This is a genomic window from Pseudoalteromonas sp. '520P1 No. 423' (genome assembly GCF_001269985.1).
GTDB lineage: Bacteria > Pseudomonadota > Gammaproteobacteria > Enterobacterales > Alteromonadaceae > Pseudoalteromonas.
Genome location: NZ_BBZB01000001.1, coordinates 3,408,588 through 3,429,742 on the forward strand (window position 1 = coordinate 3,408,588; position 21,155 = coordinate 3,429,742).

Annotated in this window: 17 protein-coding genes and 3 pseudogenes; 8 read left to right on the forward strand and 12 right to left on the reverse strand. The window is 33.7% G+C overall.

The features are described from left to right. Positions 1–7 precede the first annotated feature (7 nt). A complete protein-coding gene (locus PSA_RS15570; protein WP_042142741.1) occupies positions 8–3,229 on the reverse strand; it encodes a lantibiotic dehydratase in 3,222 nt (1,073 codons plus the stop codon). Positions 3,230–3,249: 20 nt separating this feature from the next. Continuing rightward, a complete protein-coding gene (locus tag PSA_RS15575; RefSeq protein WP_042142743.1) occupies positions 3,250–4,467 on the reverse strand; it encodes a lanthionine synthetase LanC family protein in 1,218 nt (405 codons plus the stop codon). A 283-nt stretch (positions 4,468–4,750) separates the two neighbouring features. On the opposite strand from PSA_RS15575, the gene PSA_RS15580 reads away from it, so the two are divergent. The 5 genes from PSA_RS15580 to PSA_RS15600 all read left to right on the forward strand — a co-directional run bounded on the left by PSA_RS15580 (position 4,751) and on the right by PSA_RS15600 (position 8,758). Then, entirely contained in the window at positions 4,751–5,023 is a 273-nt protein-coding gene (locus PSA_RS15580; protein ID WP_042142745.1) for a hypothetical protein, read from the forward strand. A 511-nt stretch (positions 5,024–5,534) separates the two neighbouring features. Beyond that, the gene (locus PSA_RS15585) at positions 5,535–6,656 is read left to right on the forward strand and encodes an FAD-dependent monooxygenase (RefSeq protein ID WP_042142747.1); all 1,122 of its coding nucleotides are present in this window, start codon (positions 5,535–5,537) and stop codon (positions 6,654–6,656) included. A gap of 87 nt (positions 6,657–6,743) precedes the next feature. Further along, entirely contained in the window at positions 6,744–6,947 is a 204-nt protein-coding gene (locus tag PSA_RS15590) for a DUF3545 family protein (protein WP_042142750.1), read from the forward strand. A 693-nt stretch (positions 6,948–7,640) separates the two neighbouring features. Then, entirely contained in the window at positions 7,641–8,393 is a 753-nt protein-coding gene (locus PSA_RS15595; protein ID WP_127924048.1) for an ABC transporter substrate-binding protein, read from the forward strand. Between the two features lie 89 nt (positions 8,394–8,482). Next, entirely contained in the window at positions 8,483–8,758 is a 276-nt protein-coding gene (locus PSA_RS15600; protein ID WP_042142754.1) for a hypothetical protein, read from the forward strand. A gap of 44 nt (positions 8,759–8,802) precedes the next feature. Here PSA_RS15600 and PSA_RS15605 read toward each other — a convergent pair whose 3' ends face one another. Both PSA_RS15605 and PSA_RS15610 read right to left on the reverse strand, forming a co-directional pair. Continuing rightward, positions 8,803–9,252, reverse strand: a complete 450-nt coding sequence (locus tag PSA_RS15605; protein WP_042142756.1) for a nuclear transport factor 2 family protein — start codon at positions 9,250–9,252, stop codon at positions 8,803–8,805. Positions 9,253–9,281: 29 nt separating this feature from the next. Next, a complete protein-coding gene (locus PSA_RS15610; protein WP_231665273.1) occupies positions 9,282–9,662 on the reverse strand; it encodes an HIT domain-containing protein in 381 nt (126 codons plus the stop codon). A gap of 215 nt (positions 9,663–9,877) precedes the next feature. On the opposite strand from PSA_RS15610, the gene PSA_RS15615 reads away from it, so the two are divergent. Continuing rightward, on the forward strand, positions 9,878–11,878 hold the full coding sequence (locus PSA_RS15615; RefSeq protein ID WP_127924049.1) for a fused MFS/spermidine synthase: 2,001 nt from the start codon (positions 9,878–9,880) through the stop codon (positions 11,876–11,878). A 57-nt stretch (positions 11,879–11,935) separates the two neighbouring features. On the opposite strand, the gene PSA_RS15620 is transcribed toward PSA_RS15615, so the two are convergent. From PSA_RS15620 to PSA_RS25340, 6 genes and pseudogenes are all read right to left on the reverse strand, one after another. Continuing rightward, positions 11,936–13,171, reverse strand: coding sequence for an ABC transporter permease (locus PSA_RS15620; protein WP_042142760.1), 1,236 nt, complete (start codon positions 13,169–13,171; stop codon positions 11,936–11,938). After that, a complete protein-coding gene (locus PSA_RS15625) occupies positions 13,172–14,353 on the reverse strand; it encodes an efflux RND transporter periplasmic adaptor subunit (RefSeq protein ID WP_042142762.1) in 1,182 nt (393 codons plus the stop codon). It abuts the gene before it with no gap. After that, on the reverse strand, positions 14,350–15,498 hold the full coding sequence (locus tag PSA_RS15630) for an efflux RND transporter periplasmic adaptor subunit (RefSeq protein ID WP_042142764.1): 1,149 nt from the start codon (positions 15,496–15,498) through the stop codon (positions 14,350–14,352). The genes PSA_RS15625 and PSA_RS15630 overlap by 4 nt, the downstream gene beginning before the upstream one ends. Next, positions 15,491–16,447, reverse strand: coding sequence for an HlyD family secretion protein (locus tag PSA_RS15635; RefSeq protein WP_052379812.1), 957 nt, complete (start codon positions 16,445–16,447; stop codon positions 15,491–15,493). Before PSA_RS15635 ends, PSA_RS15630 begins: the two co-directional genes overlap by 8 nt. Continuing rightward, a complete protein-coding gene (locus tag PSA_RS15640) occupies positions 16,432–17,115 on the reverse strand; it encodes an ABC transporter ATP-binding protein (protein ID WP_042142767.1) in 684 nt (227 codons plus the stop codon). The genes PSA_RS15635 and PSA_RS15640 overlap by 16 nt, the downstream gene beginning before the upstream one ends. A 553-nt stretch (positions 17,116–17,668) precedes the next feature. Further along, a pseudogene (locus PSA_RS25340) lies at positions 17,669–17,768 on the reverse strand (peptidylprolyl isomerase); the annotation flags it as partial. 166 nt (positions 17,769–17,934) lie between these two features. Here PSA_RS25340 and PSA_RS27245 point away from each other — a divergent pair. Both PSA_RS27245 and PSA_RS25910 read left to right on the forward strand, forming a co-directional pair. Next, positions 17,935–18,485: pseudogene (locus tag PSA_RS27245) on the forward strand (deoxyribodipyrimidine photo-lyase). A gap of 316 nt (positions 18,486–18,801) precedes the next feature. Beyond that, positions 18,802–19,498 (forward strand): annotated as a pseudogene (locus tag PSA_RS25910) (cryptochrome/photolyase family protein). A 60-nt stretch (positions 19,499–19,558) separates the two neighbouring features. Here the strand turns inward: PSA_RS25910 and PSA_RS15655 are convergent. After that, the gene (locus tag PSA_RS15655; protein WP_127924050.1) at positions 19,559–19,831 is read right to left on the reverse strand and encodes a TIGR03643 family protein; all 273 of its coding nucleotides are present in this window, start codon (positions 19,829–19,831) and stop codon (positions 19,559–19,561) included. A 4-nt stretch (positions 19,832–19,835) separates the two neighbouring features. After that, complete coding sequence (locus PSA_RS15660) at positions 19,836–21,149, reverse strand: AarF/ABC1/UbiB kinase family protein (protein WP_042142772.1); 1,314 nt, start codon at positions 21,147–21,149, stop codon at positions 19,836–19,838. Between the last annotated feature and the right edge of the window lie 6 nt (positions 21,150–21,155).

Here is a 21,155-nt window from a genome sequence, read left to right on the forward strand (position 1 = left end):
GTAAAATTTAATTTCTCTTTCCTGCCGAAAAATAATATCGTCTAAGAAAATCGTGCATCACTAACTCATGTTCACGACCATATGCTTTAAACATACGGTTATGATGCATGTGTAATAAAGAGCTCATTAAAGTATCTTTACTACATTTAATACCTTCATCTGATGATATCAATTGATTAAGACGTTTGATAACTGGAGATACTTGTATTTTCCAGTTACCTAATATATCAAAAATCTGCTGTTGTTCTTGTGTTGATTCGGTAAGAGATTGCTTTTGTATTTTCGAAAAATCCGAAAACAATTGGCTTTGTATTTTTTTATACTTGTCTCCTAGCTGTTTTCTTAACTGACTTGATTCATTAAATTCTTTGCCAAATCCAGTCCTCAGATCACTAATTAAATTCAATTTTTCTTTAGCGTCAAATTTAAACTCATTTAGTAACTGATCTGTCATTAATAATGCAACTCTGCATCGTACATCATCATTAAATTCAGACTCTAATTGGCTTGTTGCAATCACTAGCTGACTATCAGCCATAAACAAGTCTTCAACCAATGCCATTGCATTTGGACCACCATAACGCTCAACTTCCCTTTCGTATGTAAATAATTCTACTTTGTGTATTTCATTATTTTCAACCATAGGGTCAAGTAAGGCATTCAGTCTTGGTAAAAGTTGTCCGTATAACTCACTTGGTTCACCAAAAAAACGTATTCTTAAGTGCCAATCGGGATCGCCATAACGAATAAAAAACCATTTTTTAAATAATGAAGATGATTGCTCTATTTCAGGTAATAAATGTTCAGCTAATAAACTCTCGACTGCTGTATTTCCTGTATATATTTTTAAACTTAACCATTGTGAACCGGGTGAAAAACGACGTTTTATTGGTGTTGCTAAAATATTTTTTTGAGGATCATCACTAAAATGATTGTGTACTTTTGCACCAGTATTCAAAAAAGGGATAATAAGTTCATTAGTATAACTCAGCCCTTCATGTGATTTAACAGGTGTCGAAAATTGTGTAGTAAGCACCTCTTTTAATTCAACAATTTCTTGTCCTTTAGTTTCTCCCAACAATATTTCAAGCATTAAAGGGTTTAGTAAATGAATTTGTAAAACATTATCACTCATTGCATAGGAAATATGCTCATCTAATTGATATATATCTTTAAGTTCATGCCATTTTTGAATATCAATTCCATCACTTTCTATTACAGAAGCATTAAACAATCCTTCAATTTCTTTACGAGGAATGCGCCATTTCTTTTCAGATAAAATCAAATTATCTAACATTATTCTAGGTACAAAACACACATTAACTTGACTGCTAGGTAAAGTAAATCTAGGTGCTGAAGCATCTTGGTGCTGCAACATACTTAAAAACTTATAAGCACTTAAACTACGTGCAGAATAATTATGAGCGGAAGATAAACGTGGAATAATTTGCTTGTTTAGACGCTTAGACCAAAGTTTAACTAAACCCGATTCAACCCATACATGTAAATCACTAATCTGAATTTGATATTCACTAGATAAGCTTGAGTCAGCTAAAAATACTATTTCATACTCTCTTAAATGAGGTCTGGCAATTACATTACCAGGTCTACCTTCTGGCATATGCACTATTTCAGCAAAAATGACATCACTTGAATGGTTACTTTCAGCTTCCAAATGTGTAATAACACTTCGTTTTAAATCATTGTTTAAATGACAAAAACGCCCCAATAAATTAGCCGCAGATGGTCCATAACAGCCGTTGAATTGAACGATTGAAGAACCCGTATTTTGATCTTCATATAAAGATATCATAGCAGCAAAAGATATCGGTAAGTCCACTTCAGATAAAGGCTTATCAAGATGTTTTAATAGCGCTTTAGAACTAAGTTTAATAACTGATTTATTTCTATTTTTTGGTGTACTTATTTCTTGTGTTATCAAGTTATCTAATAATGAAATTTGGTTAGCTCCACCTTGAACAGAAGAAGCTGTTCTCAAATGTAAACCAGCAAGTAATGGCGCTTCATAACCAGACTCATTTGAAAAACTGATACCTGACTCATCATCAAGTAATATATCCAAAGGTACAAATTGACCTTCAAACCGAGAATTAAATTTATTTATAAAATCTCTGAATGAATTTTGTTTGGAAATAGATAAAGCTTTAATTAATTTAATTTGTTTTAATAAGCTCGATATTTGATTTTGGCTAAGTTCACACTGTGAATAGGCGCGGTATACATCTAATTGAAAAAGTTTATTTTCTTGTGTTTTTATGGGAAGTTGGTTTAAATACTCAAAAACTTTTTTGTAATCTGAAACACACCTATCAACTTTCTTATCTAATTGTTCTAATTGAAATAAAGAGGTCGCCAAATGATCAGCAGTTTCACTTTGTCCTATTTTATTTAAAGACTCTACCAAAACCGCATCAGGAGCCTTTCCTGTTAAAGGTAAGGGAATATCAGCCAATAAAACAGATTCATCAATTAACTGTTGAATATAATCAATTACATCTGACCTATCTGTTTCATTTTCATGATTATCTTGTTCATCAGAAAAACGCTGTAAAAAAACATCTACTAATTGATTAAAACTGAGCCCTTTTTTAGCTACTGATAATATAAAGTCAAAATACTCATCTCTTTCAATAGCACTTAATCTATACAGCCTAGAGTCTTCGGATTGATAAGCTTCAATATACCTGCAATGCTCAGCAACAAAATAATGACTAGTATTTGGATAGTATTTTAATTGTTCACTATGCGCATTGTGTTTTAAAAAATATTCTTTAATAGCACTTAAATAAAAAATATCTAATCTTGTTTTACGACTATCTTCAGATAAATCTCTACTAATGATGCGTGTTTCGTCGGTTATTTCTCCCATGCTAATACCGGAAAATAACCCAAAAGGTGTTGGTCGAGAACACATTCTAATCATATACTTCAGCAAAGCTAATTCTAATTTTTTAGCCTGTTTTATATCTGATTTTTTAACAATCCCATTCTTTTTCTCTTTTTTATTTTTATAGAATTGTTCTATTCGTTCTAATAAAGAAGGACTCGCTAAATATAGGGCTTCTTGTATCTGTGGATCCATTATCCAATTTTCAAGAACTTGTTGCGTTTGCTTTTTGCTTGTACCTAAAGACTTTAAAATATCTATAGGTAACCTTGGTGTGCGGATCACAAAAAAATTTTGGTGCTTTATACTAGATTTTGACATTTATTCTTAAACCTTTTCATCTACGCCATCAACAAGCTATCAGCCCAATCGGCGTCTTCACCTAAAGCTGATAATAAACATAAACCAATCCCACCATAACCCATTAGAAAACCAGTTTCTTCTTCATATTGATTAGTTAACCCAGAATACATAAATAAACCATGCAACTCATGGTTTTTGTATCGCTCTAAGGTATAAGTTAACCACTTATTTGCAGCTTGTAATAGTTGAGGTTCTTTTAATTCTTGATGCAATAATTGAAAAATAAGTACTAAACCAGCACTCCCGTGACACAAACCTGCATCTCGGATCATTCCTTGCCTCTCATCTCTGTGAGCCGAATGAAAACTAATTTCTTTTGCCTTATTTATATATGAAGGCATTTCTAATGCATTCCCTACACGAGCTAAGGTTAGTGCTATCGTTAAATCACCATAACACCAGCCTAAACGAGAACCGTTGTTATCATTACAAGATGAACCGAAACAGCTTATTTTGTTCTCTTCTTTCAGCTCTTGGTCTAAAAGCCAATCACAACTTTGGACTAATAAGCGTTTAGTACGATCAAATAAAGATGGAATTTTTAGAGCAGGCAATATAGCCGCAATAATACTTGGAACACCATGGGCTAACCCTAGGTTATATTCTACGGCTTCAGGCTCATCTTTATTAAAACGATACACAGAATCTTTCGGTTGTGACCAGGAAAGCGTATTTTCAGATATTTGAATAGCTGAATCTTCAAAATGTTTGATTATTTTTTCAAATAGTGATTTAGATGGATATTTTAATTGCCTTCTTCCTGCATACATAGCGATGCCAGACAAACCTAATACCATTTCAATTTCACCTTGCCAATTATCAATGCAGAGAGTATTAAACAAAATATCATCTATTTCTTCGCATAACTCAGGATCATAATCAGCTTCTTGCGCTTGGTTAATATACTCTAAAAACCAACCTTGACCACTTAACCCAGAACTTAAATCATAACGATTAATACTCAATGATAACTGTGATTGCAAAAACTCTAATTTCTCATTAAAAATATTCTCATCAACTAATTCAAAATTATATTGACTGAGTTTAAATAAAAAAAGCAAATCTCCAGTTAAGCCACTGAGCAAACCACTATTTGTATTTTGGTTTTCTAAGTTTAAAATTTTTTGATTAAATTTATTTAAAATTTGATTAATGATTTCTTTATTCTGTATTGCATATTCTAACGCCTGAACCACAAAATATCCTTTTATGTTTTTTAATTGCTTTTCGGTAACATGTAAAAATCACCTAAAACAGCAATGTACCCCAGACAGATGAATTTAACCAACTGTTTTTTATTATAAAATGAAATTTAATAAAATTCAGAATAAGAATAAAGCTATTGTAAACACTAACTAGATACTCCGGATGTTTCTAAATATATACAACTAACTATCTAAAATAAAAAGTATTGAAATCAAAAATAACAAAAGGTAATCTAAAAGAGGTACAAAATAAAATCTAAAAAGGAATATAGTTATGAAATTGAGATTAAAAAAGAAAAAAATTAAAAATTTAGTTTCTAAATTGGGCGAGTTACCATTAGCAGCAACTCCTAATGTAGCAGGCGGTATAACTCCGGCAACAAACTTTGATGTTTGTGATGGAACCACATTTTGCCATACAAATAAAGTTAATCAATGTGCTCCTGTACACACTGATGATTGTAATACTACAATTGGAGACACGTTTACAGGTGCTGCCATATGTCAAACAGGCGTTTGTGGAAGCACAGGTAGAGTTTGTGGCTAAATAACACATTAAAAAAGTTGGTACTCTTTAAATCATTTTTATTTAACGAGTACCTGATATTAACCTAATTGTTTAGTGTAATGTATTATATAGAATCTTACACCCATAGTTATAGGGTAAACTAACCTATACGCCCTCACTACTTGCTCGCCTATATTATTTATATTTGGCATGATAATTACCTTAATCGTGTCTAATCTGAAAAAGATTTAGAAAATGTATCAACTATAATATATTTCAAATTAGCTAATAACTCACATCTTAGAAAAATTAGTACAAAAAATTACAAATGGGGCTTATCATTTGCCAATAAAGTAAAAATATAAACACCAAGTGTAAAAGTTGATTACTTTGAAAAAGAAATACATAGCACTGTTGGTATCATGGCCTTAGCTTTGGCTTAAAAAGATAACTTTTAATGATACTGCACCATAAACTAAACAATTAATATCTCTTTATTTAAAATACGATAACGGCGATAATTTCTTTAATTAAAACAATAAGACAGAATATGAAGATATTAATTGTAGGTTCTGGCATTGCGGGTTTGAGCCTTTTTCATAAATTAAAGCATACCCAGCATGAGATTGATCTCATTGAAAAAGCACCAAGTGCACGCCTGCAAGGTGCTGGTATTTGTTTACCTGCAAATGCTATGGCTGGTTTTGAAAGCTTAGGTTTTAAAGATGAAATATTAAAACATGCGCATCAAGTGACTGAAGTGCGTTTTGAAAAAGCCTCCAGAAAGCTATTGAGCAAAGCTTCATTATTAGAAGCGCCGCTCAATCAGCAGCCTTTTGTGGCATTAGAGCGTGATAATTTAATGCAGGTTTTGCTTAAAGATATTGAAACTAATGTGCAATATAATAAATTCATCTGTGATCTACAGCACAATGACAATACATGTTTAGTCTCTTTTAATGATAACTCACAAAAAGAATATGATTTAGTAGTAGCTGCAGATGGTATTAATTCAGATACACGAAATAAAGTATTTGATACGCCAGATTTACTAGACTTAAAGGTATCAAACTGGCGTTTTTGTATTGATTATCCAAATCATAATATGCAACCAAGTTACCTACTTGGGGAAAATGATTTATTCATGTTTTACCCAATATCAAAAGATAAACTTTATTGTTATGGTCAAATTTCAGACCCTACCGGTGAGATTTTTAAACTTGATGCCAAACAAGGTATGAAACAGGTGTTTTCTGGTTATGAGCAATCAGTAAAAAATGCCATTTATAACGCAGATGCGGTTATTAAAGGCCAGCTAAAATCAGTTAAATCTCGTGAAGTATTTAAACATAATGTATTGCTTATTGGTGATGCTTTACATGGTTGCCCTCCTTCGTTACAACAAGGTGTTGGGATGGCACTCGAAGATGTTTTAGCACTAAGCCAACTATTAGTTGACGCAAACAATACATCAGAACAAGTTTTGAGGTTATTTAAAGAACAGAGGCTTACTCGGATCAGTTGGGTCATTGATGAATCAAACAAAGTGATAAAGCTAGCTAAGCTTGGTAAAAGTTTATTTGGCCGTTTATTACGTAATACCATAGTGCGGATCACAGGGCCACAAAACGTAAAAGGTTGGCGAAAGTTAATTAATAACGACCTCTTATAATACTTTCATTGAATTGTCATTCACAAGTAACACTTCTGTCATATTTTCAATCTAAAGTTTGCATAAACCACAAACAAGGAAATAATCATGGCAGAATCACAGTTTTTAGACGACATTTCAGATTTACTAGAAGACTCAGAGAATACAACATCTGAGCGCAGAGGAAGAAAAACAAAAAAAAGAAAATGGCGTGAAATAGAGGCTATTAAGGAAAAACAACGCTTACGCCGTGAATTGATTGAATACAATGAATTCACTTATGAAGACGATGTCGAAGAAATTTTTGCTTAACTACCCAGCTTAATTTCGACTTGTATTACACAGTTTGGGTTTAGATATAAACAGTGTTTATTGTACATAAGCTAATACACGAAACACTGTTTAAATCTTATAATTTGATTTTTGTATGAAAAATATTATTAAGCTGTCTTCTCATACGTATTTTGATCTACTAATTTTAATAACTCACTCAAGTTATTCTCTTTTTATTATAAGTCATTTTCCCAACACTCAAATTACTTATTGGTAAATTTTGAGTACTTAAATTATGTAAATTAGAATTTTAAATATAATGATCATATTTGTTAAATCTGATTCAAATTTGATATGTAAAACCACAACAAATTCATTATTGACTAAGCGGACAATTACATCAACACCTCTAAATTCATGCTTAGAGTAAAAGTAAATACTTTCATAACTTTCTCAACCACATCATTTAAAAAATTATCGTTCAGGTTTTTAAAGTCATTAATATCAATAAATAATACCGCGGATTATATATTCATTTTTGATCCAATAATCAATCATATGTATTTAACATTAGCCGCCTCAAAGAATAGCCTGTGATCACTTAATATTGGTTTTTTATTTTAATAGATAAATATATCAAACAAGTTTTTATTCAGTAATTTTGACCTTTATTGGATTTTTTAATTGATACTACTCATAATTAAATATCATTTTTTTGAACTTAACATCTCTATGAACATGCGTTTATACTTCTTTTTTATTTTGTTATGTATATTCAGTGACTCGCCCACTTTTGCTGAATCAAAACGTCCAAATTTAATTAGGGATAACGACATTTTGGTTGTAACTGAACCATGGCCACCTTTCAATTATGTTAATCACAATAATCAAGTCGTTGGCATAGCTACAGACATGTTAAAAAAGGTAATGAAAGAGGCGGGATTTACATACAAAATAGAAGTATATGGCTGGAATAGAGCGTATAACCTGTCTAAAAACAACAAAAACACCCTTATTTACACCATTTTTAGAATTGGCAGTAGAGAGTCTGATTTTCAATGGATTTGCCCGCTAATTTCAACGCAAGGAGTTAGCATATACAGCTTAGATAATAGAAATGATATAAAAATAAAGCATATTGATGATCTAAAGTCATACCATTTAGGTGTTGTAGGTAGTGGTGTCACTTATGACTATTTGATGGCTCAAGGGTTTTCTGTCGATAAGAATGTGGATATCGCAACCGATGAATTAGCCAATATTCGAAAATTATTTAAAGGCAGAATAGATTTAATCATTCAAGAAGAAGAACCTTTAGAACTTAGAATGCAACAAGTAGGTTTACCTATAGCAAGACTGAAAAAGGTATTTTCAATTTTATCTAACGAAGAAAGACAAGCATGTATGGCTATGAGCCTAGATACACCAAAGTCAGTTATTCAAAGATTACAAAACGCGTTAAATAAAGTGCAGAATAAAAAGTAGCGCAATTATTTTTTCAGAATAACTCAAGTGTTTTCCTAGCGATTAAGGTATATTCTTGCCCAAGGGTAATTCAGCTAAAATATATAACCATGAAAGAAGATATTCCTAAGGTATCAACCTCTGAGCGTGATGCTTTACTTGAAAACGTAAAAACAGATTTTGAATACTACCAAGCTAGTATTATAAAAGATGATGAAACGGGCAACGGTCAAAAATTTAAACTATTTGTAATGGCTAATATGACTACGTTTCACTTGATCCATAACTCAAGTACCGCAGCTGAATTAGATGAGTTTTGTAATAAATATCAATGGTTTTACCCACTATTCATTACCATCAAAGAATTACTTGAAGAAAAAGAATAAAGTGACTATTTGCTTTATTCTTTTTTAAATCTATCAGTCTTTAATTAGTATGAATGTTTTTTAATATCATGATACTGCAAAAGCACATTAATAATTTGCCATTGGTTTTTATCATTTTTAACTAAATGCATATAATCAACCCAATCATCAGTAGTTAATTTAACAGAAGCAATGCGTTTATCTAAAGCGAGAACTTCTATTTCAACTTTTGGATTATCTCCAAATTTATCTCCATTTTTATTATAGTTTTTCGCTACTTTAAGCATAGTGTCAAAGCTTGTTTGCATAATAAACTCTGAACCATCTTTTTGTTGCCAATGGGTTCTTTTAGCTAATTCAGGATGCAAAGCCTTTTCCATTAATTCAGGCTTAGCCTTATGCTGAGATATCATGTAATTTTTCACAGCCTCTATTACAGCCTGCTTCTCCTCTTTATGGTTACTGGCAAAGAGTGAAAATGATAATAGTGCCAATGAAAATAGAATAAAACGCATGTAAATTTCCTTTTCAATTATTGTCTAAGCTAGCTTTTAATAATTTCACCAAAGTTCACATGAAAATGCAGATGCTTTGAATCTTGGTAATCACCTAAGTTAGTCATTACTCTGGCTGCACCATTTTCCTCACTGACCTTTTTAGATATAAGCTGCACAACTTTAATCAACTCATCAAATACCGCTTTATAGGGAGACTCGACTTCAATAAATGAGCTAATATGCATCTTAGGGATCACCACAATATGCACCTGCCAATGAGGCTGAGTATGCTTAAAAGCTAAAATAGCATCTGTTTCATGTACAACCTCAACAGCTAACTCGCCTGTTAAAATTAAATCACAATAAATATCTGTTCCAGTATAAAGCATACCAACCTCCAACAAAGATGAACCTAATTTAAATAGCATAAACTCTCATATTGGTAATAGCTACACATGTAGCATTCATTAATTGCTCATAAATAATCTTGTGAAAAGTTTTTAATTATTTATAACTTTTTAAAAATATGTGATATTAGCGCTACTTAAGTAACTGTTTCATAAACCCATATCCTTTATTGAGAATTCTGTTCTATATGCCCTTTTTAATCACAATTTTTATTAGTTCCTTTTTATTGTTCCAAGTGCAACCTATTATAGCCAAAATGGCCTTGCCTTATTTTGGTGGTGGTGCAGCAATTTGGACTGCATGTATGTTATTTTTTCAACTATTTTTACTACTTGGTTATTTATACGCACATACATTAAGTAAAATAAAAAAAGTTAACCAACAAATAACGATCCACAGCGGGTTTATTTTATTAAGTCTAGTGGCTATGCCCATTGGTCAATTGAATTCAGAACATTTACTGACTAGCCAAACGCCACAAATCAATATCATAACTAGCCTTTTTATGGCAATTGGCTTTCCCTATTTTTTACTCAGCACGACAGCACCATTAATTCAGAAATGGTACAGTTTAAACACTAATAACAATCAGCCTTATCGCCTTTATGCTTTATCAAACTTAGGGTCTTTATTGGCATTATTATCATACCCCTTTGTTATAGAGCCTAATTTAGACACCACACTTCAAAGTACTATTTGGGGCTATGGATATTACCTATTTATGATCAGTATTCTTTTTTGTAGTTTTAGATTATTTAAGTTTAATTACTTACTTAAAAACCAAAAGAATGATAAAGCGCCGACCGATTGTAAGTACGTTTGTTTATGGTTAGGGTTATCTGCTTGTAGTGTTATTTTAATGATGGCAACAACCAGTGCGATGACTATTAATATTCCGCCAACGCCATTTTTATGGATCCTGCCTTTATGTATCTATTTATTGACTTATATTATTTGTTTTAATAGCCCTAAGTGGTACATACAAAAATTTTGGTTTACGTGTTTTGCATGTAGCAGTTTTGCTGGCACTTTTTTATTCTTTGTTGGTATACACTTTAGCCTACTAGAGCAAGTGCTCACTTACAGCATACTATTATTATCAGCATGTATGATTTGTCATGGGGAGCTCGCTAAATTACAGCCACATAAAAATAAGTTAACGCTATTTTATTTAATCCTTGCACTAGGCGGTGTAATTGGTAGCTTGTTTACAGCGATTGTTGCTGAGAAAATTTTTTCGCAATATTACGAACTTATTGTGGGAATTGGTTTTATATATATTTTATTTTCACTCAGCTTATACTGGCAAAACCAATCACTTGAACTAAGTAAAATTAAAAAGGCCAATAACAAGTTTTTATGTATCGCCTCAAGTATTTCTTTCATTACTTTTGGGTTTTATTTTAATCAGTTAGATAGCCGATATTTTACATCAGATGTGCATAATAGTCGTAATTTTTATGGTGTTTTGGCCGTTAAAGATCAAACACTAAACGACAGCCCTATTAGAGTGTTATTTGATGGCGCAACAAACCATGGCAGCCAATCTCTTATTGAAGCGTATAAAAGCAAACCTACTAGTTACTACCGTGCAAATAGTGGCGTAGCGTTAGCTTTAAATAACTTAGATAAGATGCAATCAAATAAAGTTGGCATTGTCGGCTTAGGCACGGGCACTTTAGCAAGCTACGCACAACCACAAGATCATTATGTATTTTATGAACTCAATCCTGATGTTGCAACCGTTGCTAGACAACATTTCAGCTACTTATCTGATAGCAAAGCAAAAACAGATATTAGGCTTGGAGATGCAAGAATAACGATGCAAAATGAGCTAAAAGATACTGGAAGCCAACAGTATGATGCCCTTGTTATAGATGCTTTTTCAAGTGATGCAATACCCGTGCATTTATTAACACTTGAGGCATTTGAGTTATATTTAAAACACCTTAAAAAAGAAGGATTACTCGCATTACATATCTCTAATAACCACTTAGATTTATTGCCTTTAATAAATGCATTAGCAGTAAAGCTAAATATTCCTTTAAACCATTTTATTGCAGCTTCAAGTTCATCAGCAGAGCAAACAACACAATGGGTTGTTTTAACGCATAATAAAGATTTCATCAATAATGACATGGTAAAAATAAGAGCAACTTATTTAAATTTAAAGCCTGAAGAAACTCAAATATGGACTGATAAATATTCAAACCTATTATCTGTGATTAAGTTTTAATTTAATCTATAAAAAACCCTAATATAATTATGTATTAGGGTTTATATAAATCGATAGCTAATCACTTTGTAAAGCATCAATTGGATCAAGCTTTGATGCTTTTATCGCGGGATACACACCAAAAGTGAGGCCTACCATGGCACATATACTAAACGATAAAATTATCGCAGTTAGCGACCAAGAAACTGCCCACTGTGAATAAATAGAGATTAGCTCTGACAATAAGATGCCAAAAAACACACCTAATATTCCACCTAATATTGAAATAGTAAAGCTCTCTGAAATAAACTGTAGTTGAATATCTTTTTGAGTTGCACCAATGGCACGTAATAAGCCAATTTCTTTAGTACGCTCAAGTACAGTGGCAAGCATGATATTCATAATACCTATGCCACCTACTAATAATGAAATACCCGCAACACATGACATTACGATATTAAATATCTGTTGTGTTTGTTTTTGCTGTGCGAGTAAAGCCGCAGGGATCACTAAAGTGTAATCATCTATTTTATTATGGCGACGCGTTAATAAATGACTTACTGCTTTAGCCGCCTCAATCGGGTCTACAGCCTTATTGATCTTTAACTTAATACTGGTAACTTCACTATCTAGCTCTTTACTTGCAAACTTATGCATAGATGTTTTAAGTGGTACAAATACGCGGCTTTGTGCACCACCAAGTTTAATGCCTTGAAACTCTTGTTTTTTCAAGAATGGGGCCTCTAGAACACCTACTACTTTAAACCATAAATGGTTTATTTTGATATTTTGGCCCACAGCCCCACCTAAAGGAAATAACTGTTTTGCAGTAGCTGAGCCTAATAATACAACTTGAGAAAAACTTAAATCATCATCGTCATTGAGCATACGTCCTTGTGCTAAATTAAATTTCGATAATTCAAAAAAGCTTGAACTAACACCGATTGCCTCTCCATCACTTTTACCTTGGGCACTGAAAATGCTATACGTATCAATTAACTTTTGAGCACTAAAAGCCTCGACAAAAGGTAATGATTTGGCTGCTATTTCACCATCTCTAATACTTAACCCTGCTGAGTGTTTACGCTGCTCTTTAAGCTCTTTATCTTCAAATTCTTTCGCTTCAATAATAAGATTATGTAAACCCATAGTATCTATCATTTTTAAGGCTTCGCGCTCCGCACCTTCACCAATATTAAGCATCGCAATTACCGCACCTACACCAAAAATCATACCTAATAAAGTAAGCAAAGTACGTAATTTATGCTGCGCTAACTCTGCCGCAGTATCAATAAATATATCAAGATATTTCATTTAGCTTTGCTCCTGATCCATTAAAGTGATTTCCTGACCCGCTGTTAATCCAGTCAATATTTCAACATGACTTAAACTTGCTTTTCCTAATGTTACAGCTGTCATAGTTAATTCATCATCTTGATAAATGTATACAAATGATTGATTTTCTTTGGTGTATATGGCCTGTAACGGTACGATTAATTTAGATTCAGGTTTTGCTATTTCAATACTTGCTTGTAATTTTCTGCCAGGAACAAAAAGTTTAGGGTTTTGTTCATCTAAAGTCACAATCACTTCAAAGTACTTTTGTGGATCACCTCTTTTTATTGACGCTGGGAAAGGAGCAACCGATTCAACCACCCCCTTAAAAGGCAGATTTGAATATGCAAATAATTGCAAATTAACGGCTTTGCCTTCAGCTAAGTCAATTGCTTCACTTTCAATGACATATAACTTGGCTTTCATTTGCGTAATATTTGGTAACTCAGCGATTTTCTCACCTGGCCACATTGATTGGCCGGCTCTGGGTTTTTCACCACGCCAATTTTTTTTATAAACTAATAAACCATCGTGTGGCGCTTTGATTTCTAATTGATTTAAACTATCGTTCAGTAAATCAAGCTTACCTTGATGTTGATCTTGCTGCATTTTTAATAAGTCCATATCTCCAGCTGAGCTTTCATTGAAACTATCACTTTTCCAATTTAAATAATCTTGCTTAGAGCCAAGATAAGCTGTATTTTGCAGTGAATCTATAATTTCTAATTTAGAGCGGATCCTTTCATCATCAATAGAGAATTTTTCAGCAAAAAGCTTTTCCTGATCTATGATTAAAATATCCTTACTGATAGCATCAAGCTCTTTACTTAAAGCACCTGTTTTTTCGATAATTTCTTGTTTTGTAATCGCAAGTTCATTTTCTTTCTCTCTACTTTTGACTTGCATTGCTTCACCATCAAAACGCGCAATAACATCACCTTGTTTAACCAAAGAAAATTCAGGTGCAAGCCAAGCAATACTCTGCACACCATTACGCGAAACAGGTGAACTTATCACTGTTGCTTTGGCAGCAAACAACTCTCCTTTTGCAGGTATGATGACAGAAAAGTTTTCATTTTTTACTATGTACTTTAAAGTAGCGTTCTCCTGAGAATTACAAGCTAATAAAAAGAGCATAGGTATAAAAATTAATTTATTCATAGCGCGACGATATCTCCTTGTTTAACACCTTTAGCTAACACAACTTTGTTGCCTATGATATGTGCGACTTCTACTGGTTTCTCTAGACCTGACTCAAGTGTGATTACTTTGCTATCAGCAGCGCCTTTCACGGCCTCTAAAGGTAAAGTTAACGCTTTATCAAGCACTTTAGTGATCACCTCTATTCGAGCGGTCATCCCCGGGCGCATTACTGACGAATTGGTTTTATCAAATTCAATGATAGTATCTAAAATACGCTTTTTATCTTGAGCCGATTTACTTCTAAATACACGACCTAAATTGACTACTTTACCGCTAAAGATTTGCTCTTGAGTACCATCAAGTATAATTTTTACTTTTTGCCCTAATACCAACTTACCACTATCTGGCTCTGCAACTTGAACTTTTAACTGCATGTGTTCAATGACGGCTAACTCAAGGATAGGTTGTCCAAACTGTACACTTTCTCCAACTGCTGGTTTTTCTCCCTCCCAATTAGCTTTATAAATCACCATACCGTCCATTGGCGCTTTAACTTTCAGTCTTTCTATATCTCTATTAAAGTCATCTACTTCAACTGTTAAACGCGCTACTTTCCCTTGGGCTAATTTAAGGTTCAATATACTATTTTTTTTATGAAAATTTAATTTTTCTTGTGATAGGAACAGATCATTTTTCGCTACTGTAAAGTCGATTTCAGATTTTTTTCTATCATTTTCAGAACGACTATTATCAACAATTTCTGCCTTACGTTTTGCTTTTTCAAACTCCATTTCTTTTTCGGCTACCGCTAATATGAACTCTTGTTCGGTTGCTATTTCTTTTATTTTTTTATTATCTAATTCTTTTTGAGCACGGTCTAATTCAACCTGCTTATCAAACAATCTATCGGTTATTTTTTTATCATCAAAAGAGACCAGTACTTCCCCTTTTTTTACTTGAGTATTTTCAGGCAGCATCTGTTTTATTTGGTACTGCCACATTCTAGCTATTGAAGGAGGCGCTATAACCGCTGTTTGTTTAGATTCAAGCTCTCCGCTGGCATAAACTATGACTTCTATTTTCTCTACTTTTACAGCTTCACTTACAACTTGCTCACAGCCAAGCAATAAAACTACAATAGATAATATAAATAGCTTATTCATTTATTATTCCCTCGAACTCTAATTGTGCGCTCATTCCTGGTAAGACTTTAAAATGCGTATTAGCATTGAACTCAAAAACAGTTCGGTAATATACATCATTCCCCCACTCTTTTTGAGCCTCTGGTTGCGTAGAAATTTCGGTTAATTTGGCTGATAAATGAGTATTGGGGTAAGCATCAAATTTCAGTTGTGCCTGACTATTCAATAGCAAATTTTTATGATCAACTTCATGAACCCAGGCTTCAATATATAAGCCATTTAAAGAAGGGATCTCTGCAATTTTCCAAGCGGGTTGCGCGGTCATACCGACAAATACTTTTTCTCCGTTCCAAGGGTGACTTGCGTACAACACAGGACCTGAACGTTCTGCATAAACACGCATTTTTTTGAATTTATTTTGATTATACTTTAATTGCTGTTGGTATTTTTTTATTGTTATTTTTTGTTTAGTTATAGCAACTTTATTGGCAACCTTAGTTTGCTTTAAAGTTTCTTGTGCTTTTGCATCCGCTATCACTGCTTTTTCAAATTCTAATTGATTCATTTTATAGTCATACTGGCTAAGATTATCAGCAGACACACCCGCATCAATACGTGATTTAGTTAATAACAGTTCAGTTCTTTTTTTCCCATAACTTGCTTCGAGTAAACTTTGAGCATTACTACTTTGTATGCGATGTAACTCTTCTTCAGCGGAAATCAAACTTGTTTTTAGTTGATCTATTTCACTTTGAATTGTGCCACTATCAAATACAACAATAAGATCACCTTTTTCAGCGACTTCACCTTCAGGTAACATCCATTGTACCTGAACTTTCCAACTGCCTGTTTTTGGCGCATAAAATGTTTGATTATCAGCAGCTTTAACTTGTCCAGATAAAATTACTGATGCCATTGAAGCATGAGACATTAATAACAAACCTAAACCCAATATTATTGCTTGGTACATAATCTGTCCTCAACCACTTTACCGTCTTTCATACGAATAATTCGATTAGCAAAGGCCGCTATATCTTCCTCATGGGTAACCATTACAATAGTTTGACCTTGAGCATGTAATTGACATAACAAATCCATAATTTCATATGATGTTTTTGAATCTAAATTACCGGTAGGTTCATCAGCAAAAATCACTTTTGGTTTGTTTACTAGTGCTCTTGCGATTGCAACTCTTTGGCGTTGACCACCTGACATTTCAAATGGTTTATGATGGCTACGGTCTTTCAAACCAACCTTATCTAACATTTCATTGCCGAGCTTTAATGCTTCATCAGGATCTATATCACTATACCTCAATGGCAAGGTCACATTTTGTAGTGCTGTTAATCTTGGTAATAAATGGAATGTTTGAAAAATAAAGCCTATTTTTTCATTTCTAATTTTAGATAAGCTCACATCATCAATTTCTTTGATAGATTGATCTGACAGTAAATACTCACCCGAAGTTGGCGTATCTAAACAGCCTAGAATATTCATTAAAGTTGACTTACCTGAACCAGAAGTGCCCATAACAGCCACAAACTCATTCTCTTCAATGGTGAGTGATACATCGCTCAGTGCATTGACTTGAATCTCACCAGAACCATAAGTTCGGGTGAGATTATCAATTTTTATCAATTTCAAACCCCTTTTACATAACATACAAACTTTTAAACTCAGCAAAATAATATACAGTGTTAACGACATAAAAAGCAAATAAAGCCTTTAATATAAATAACTTAACATTATTTAAATATTTATTTAAAGCTGAGCTTTAATAAGGTGAACTTGATAACTACTTGATTTTACCGTTATTAGGCACTAACATTAACAAAAAAATAAAAGTAAAATGCAAAATAGATGTAAATTAAAAGCTGCCTCTTTTCTTTGTATTTAGTCAAATTTCAGGCATAAAAAACCCTTAGCAAATCTAAGGGTTAAAAAGTGGTACCAGTAGCCGGACTCCCACCAACTCACCTGAAGGCAAAGGATTTTGAAGTATTCACAAATACCTAGATAATTCAGTATCTTAATAGACCATTATGGACAAGCACACTAATAGACTTAGCTAGTGTTGGACATGTTTAGATTCACTTATACGCCCATCTACCCAGATTATTACCATGTAGTTCAATACATTAACCGTTTATCATTCAGTTATTGCCCCGGTCTTTTGGTCTTGAGTTGTAAGTTAAGTCCTGTAGAGAACTTTGATTACATGCCAGCCAAATTTAGCTTTTAACTAGGTGAGGCTCTAATATTGCCCACTTAAATGCTACTTTATCAAACTGTAACGTCTGAATGAAAAGGGCTTTCATAACAGAGTCTATGCTCGCCGTATTAAATGTTGTTATTAATGCTTGATCGCACTAATCAAAAAGCTATTACTGTACGTATATGATAAAGAGAAACAGAAATAGTTACTTTTTTCTATAAATACATCAGCAACTGATACCTATGAAGGCGCTATATTGGTTTATCAATGATTTACGCATTGAGGATAACTCACTACTTGCCAAGCTAGCTAACGAAAGCAAATCATTGCATTGTTGCTTTATTAACTCTCAATGGTTTAACTCATCATCGCTATTAAATAGTGCAATGGGATTCAATCGATGGCAATTTTTAAAGCAATCATTAAAAGCACTAGCAAAAGCTCCGCAGAACTTAAATGTTGAGTTAAAGGTATTGATGGTGAGCCTGAAAATATTTTACCTAAATTAGTTGATGAGCTAGCAATAGACACCTTAGGTTGTGCTCAGCAAGTAGGCTATCAAGAAAACCAAAGTTTAAAGGCGATACAAAATAAATTACCAGATGTAACTTTTGAAACAGCATGGTTGAATACATTGTTTACCGAGGACTTAATTGTTAATAGCAACGCAGTTATCGGTAGTTTTTCGAAATTTAGAAAGGTTGTTGATAAAAACTTAATTAACATAGTTATAGAGCCTTCATCTCAAATTGGCAACGTAATGATAAATATCTTCAAACAACCAATACCATAGAAAGCACATCTTTAGACAATGCCATTATTGTTGTTGACAAATTATTCCCTGATCAAAATCACCATACAAGGCAATAAACGAAATAACCATTAAAGGTGGTTACGATGTCGCTCCACTGCATTTAGCAGATTATTTTTATCTGGCGCAGCAGACCATTACAAACAAACACGTAATGATTTTCATGGTTTACAGCGATCATCACTCTTTAGCCCTTGGTTAGCAATTGGTTGTCTTAGTGTTAAAAATGTTTGGCAAGCAATTAGTGAATATGAGCGACGCCATCAAGCCAATGAATCAACTAAACAGTACAAGTTTCATGTCAAATAGAGACCGACAAATAGTCGCTAGCTGTTTAGTTAACGAAGTTGAGCTCGATTGGCGCTATAGGCGAAAGCGTTTTATTGTGCTTGTTGACGATGACAATAAACCTGAGGGTGGCAAGTGGAATTATGATCAGCAAAATAGCAATAAACTTAAAAAAAGGATATCGCCTCAATCCCCGCACCATTAGTATTTAGTCATGATGTTAGTGACATAAATGGTCGCTTAGCCCGTCATAAGTTCAAAACAATAGGACAAGGTGACTCAACATTATTATGGCCAATCAATCGCTGCAATATAGTTACGCACATCATATTCAACGCTTAATGATCACCGGAAACTTTTGTTTATTAACAGGCATAAAGCCTGCGCAAGTTGACCAATGGTATTTGGGGATTTATGTTGATGCTATTGAATGGGTTTAACTACCTAATACTCGCGGTATGAGTCAGTTTACTGATGGTGGGCTTATTGCTTCAAAAGCCTATGCCGCCAGTGGTAATTACGTAAATAAAATGAGTGATTACTGCTAAAGCTGTCATTACAATGTTAAAGAAAAGACCAGTGAGAATGCCTGGCCTTCAAATAGCTTGTATTGGCATTTTATGGATAAACACAGCGAATTGTTTGAATCAAACCCAAGACAAGCCATGGTTTATCGAAATTGGCGCAAACAAACAGCAGAACAATGACAAGCAACATTAGCCAAAGCTCAGGATTATTTGCGCAACTTAGATACTCTTTAAAGTTTTTTAACGTGCCTTACTTTTGTTTGCTGATTTTACTTTATATTGGCTCATACAATGAGAGCGAGATACGGCTTCGCTTCGTATGCTTAAGTATTTTGTTTTTCGACCCGATACTCTACTGCGCCAATTTTTAAAGGTTTTACTTTTTAATTCTTGGCGCATAAGTCGAATCACTTGTGGCTCAGTTAAGCCATATAAAATTTCGATGGCTTCAAATGGCGTGCGATCTTCCCAGGCCATTTCAATAACTCTCGATTTATCAGGATATTCAAGCATTTCACTATGCCTCATGATGAATAAATTTAGAAAATAACTGATGCGTATTCACTTTAGCCTCAAGCTTGGCAGCAAGTAAATACAATCCAGCTAGTTTACGGTGGATAAATACCGCATCAATCGGTGGTGTGTGCCATTGCTCTTGCTGAGTATTAATTAACAAACCTTTCTCTTTAATTCTCAACGCTAAACCGCTCTTTGCAAAGTCATAAGTCTTGTCATGTACCAAAGGCTCACAGGCCAAGGCAAAAATGTCTAACACCTGCGATAAGTAGGTTGATTCAATATTATCAGCAAAAAAACCAATGCTTTTAGCTGCATCAACCATAGCCATTTTTTCATTGTTGACACTGGCTTTGATTAAGGCTAAATAACCACGACTTATCGCCTGTGGAATTTTCAGAGTGGCACCAAAATCAAGTAGCACTATACGCTCGGTATCAACTTGATAGAGATAATTAGCAAAGTTGGGATCTGTTTGCATTAACTGGTAGGTAAAAAGCTCATCGAAAAACAAACCAATGAGTGACTCAACCGCCTTGTCTCTTAATTGTTGCGGTAATAGCGTTATTTCGTCAATAGGTACACCTTCAATAAATGTCATGGCTAATATCGACTGAGTACTAAAGTCTTCAATAACCCTAGGTAAAACAAATTGATCATCACTGAGCACCTCAGCGTAGTTTTTGACAAAATTTGCTTCATTGACGTAATCCGCTTCGGCAAGTAATTGCAGCTTCGCTTCTGCTAATAATTCATCAATCTTAATATGCGAGGGCAGCAGCCCTGACAATTTTAATAATGCCGCAACGTTATCAACATCACTACTAATCGCATCAGCAATACCTTGATATTGCACCTTTACTGCAAGCTTTTTACCATTATCAAGGTAAGCCGTATGAACTTGTCCAATAGATGCTGAAGCAAAAGGTTTAAGCTCAAAGTGTGCAAAGTTATCGAGCCAACTAAATCCCCATTCCTTTTCTAACACTGCTAACAATTGCTTGAGTGGCATAGGTTGTGCGTTTGACCGGAGGTTATCTAATAGCTGACTTAACTCTGCAGGTAACAAATCGCCGGCATCCATAGATAACAATTGCCCTACTTTCATTGCCGCACCACGAAGCTGTGACAGTTTGTCAGCTAAATGCTTAATATTGCTAGGTTGTACGAGCAATTTTTTAACGGATGTCGGTTGGCCTTTCGACCATTGCTTTGCTCCGTCTAAAACCATATTACTCGCGACTTTAGTGACCAAGGAGCCTAAGGTCGCTAATCTGGATAATCGAGAGGTAGGTATTTTCTTTTCTTTTTTCAATCTATA

Excerpts from the sequence above, each read along its gene's own strand:
- PSA_RS15570 (WP_042142741.1), bottom strand. The coding sequence starts at position 3,229 with ATGTCAAAATCTAGTATAAAGCACCAAAATTTTTTTGTGATCCGCACA.
- PSA_RS15580 (WP_042142745.1), top strand. The coding sequence starts at position 4,751 with ATGAAATTGAGATTAAAAAAGAAAAAAATTAAAAATTTAGTTTCTAAA.
- PSA_RS15585 (WP_042142747.1), top strand. The coding sequence starts at position 5,535 with ATGAAGATATTAATTGTAGGTTCTGGCATTGCGGGTTTGAGCCTTTTT.
- PSA_RS15590 (WP_042142750.1), top strand. The coding sequence starts at position 6,744 with ATGGCAGAATCACAGTTTTTAGACGACATTTCAGATTTACTAGAAGAC.
- PSA_RS15595 (WP_127924048.1), top strand. The coding sequence starts at position 7,641 with ATGAACATGCGTTTATACTTCTTTTTTATTTTGTTATGTATATTCAGT.
- PSA_RS15600 (WP_042142754.1), top strand. The coding sequence starts at position 8,483 with ATGAAAGAAGATATTCCTAAGGTATCAACCTCTGAGCGTGATGCTTTA.
- PSA_RS15605 (WP_042142756.1), bottom strand. The coding sequence starts at position 9,252 with ATGCGTTTTATTCTATTTTCATTGGCACTATTATCATTTTCACTCTTT.
- PSA_RS15610 (WP_231665273.1), bottom strand. The coding sequence starts at position 9,662 with ATGCTATTTAAATTAGGTTCATCTTTGTTGGAGGTTGGTATGCTTTAT.
- PSA_RS15620 (WP_042142760.1), bottom strand. The coding sequence starts at position 13,171 with ATGAAATATCTTGATATATTTATTGATACTGCGGCAGAGTTAGCGCAG.
- PSA_RS15625 (WP_042142762.1), bottom strand. The coding sequence starts at position 14,353 with ATGAATAAATTAATTTTTATACCTATGCTCTTTTTATTAGCTTGTAAT.
- PSA_RS15630 (WP_042142764.1), bottom strand. The coding sequence starts at position 15,498 with ATGAATAAGCTATTTATATTATCTATTGTAGTTTTATTGCTTGGCTGT.
- PSA_RS15635 (WP_052379812.1), bottom strand. The coding sequence starts at position 16,447 with ATGTACCAAGCAATAATATTGGGTTTAGGTTTGTTATTAATGTCTCAT.
- PSA_RS15655 (WP_127924050.1), bottom strand. The coding sequence starts at position 19,831 with ATGCTTGAATATCCTGATAAATCGAGAGTTATTGAAATGGCCTGGGAA.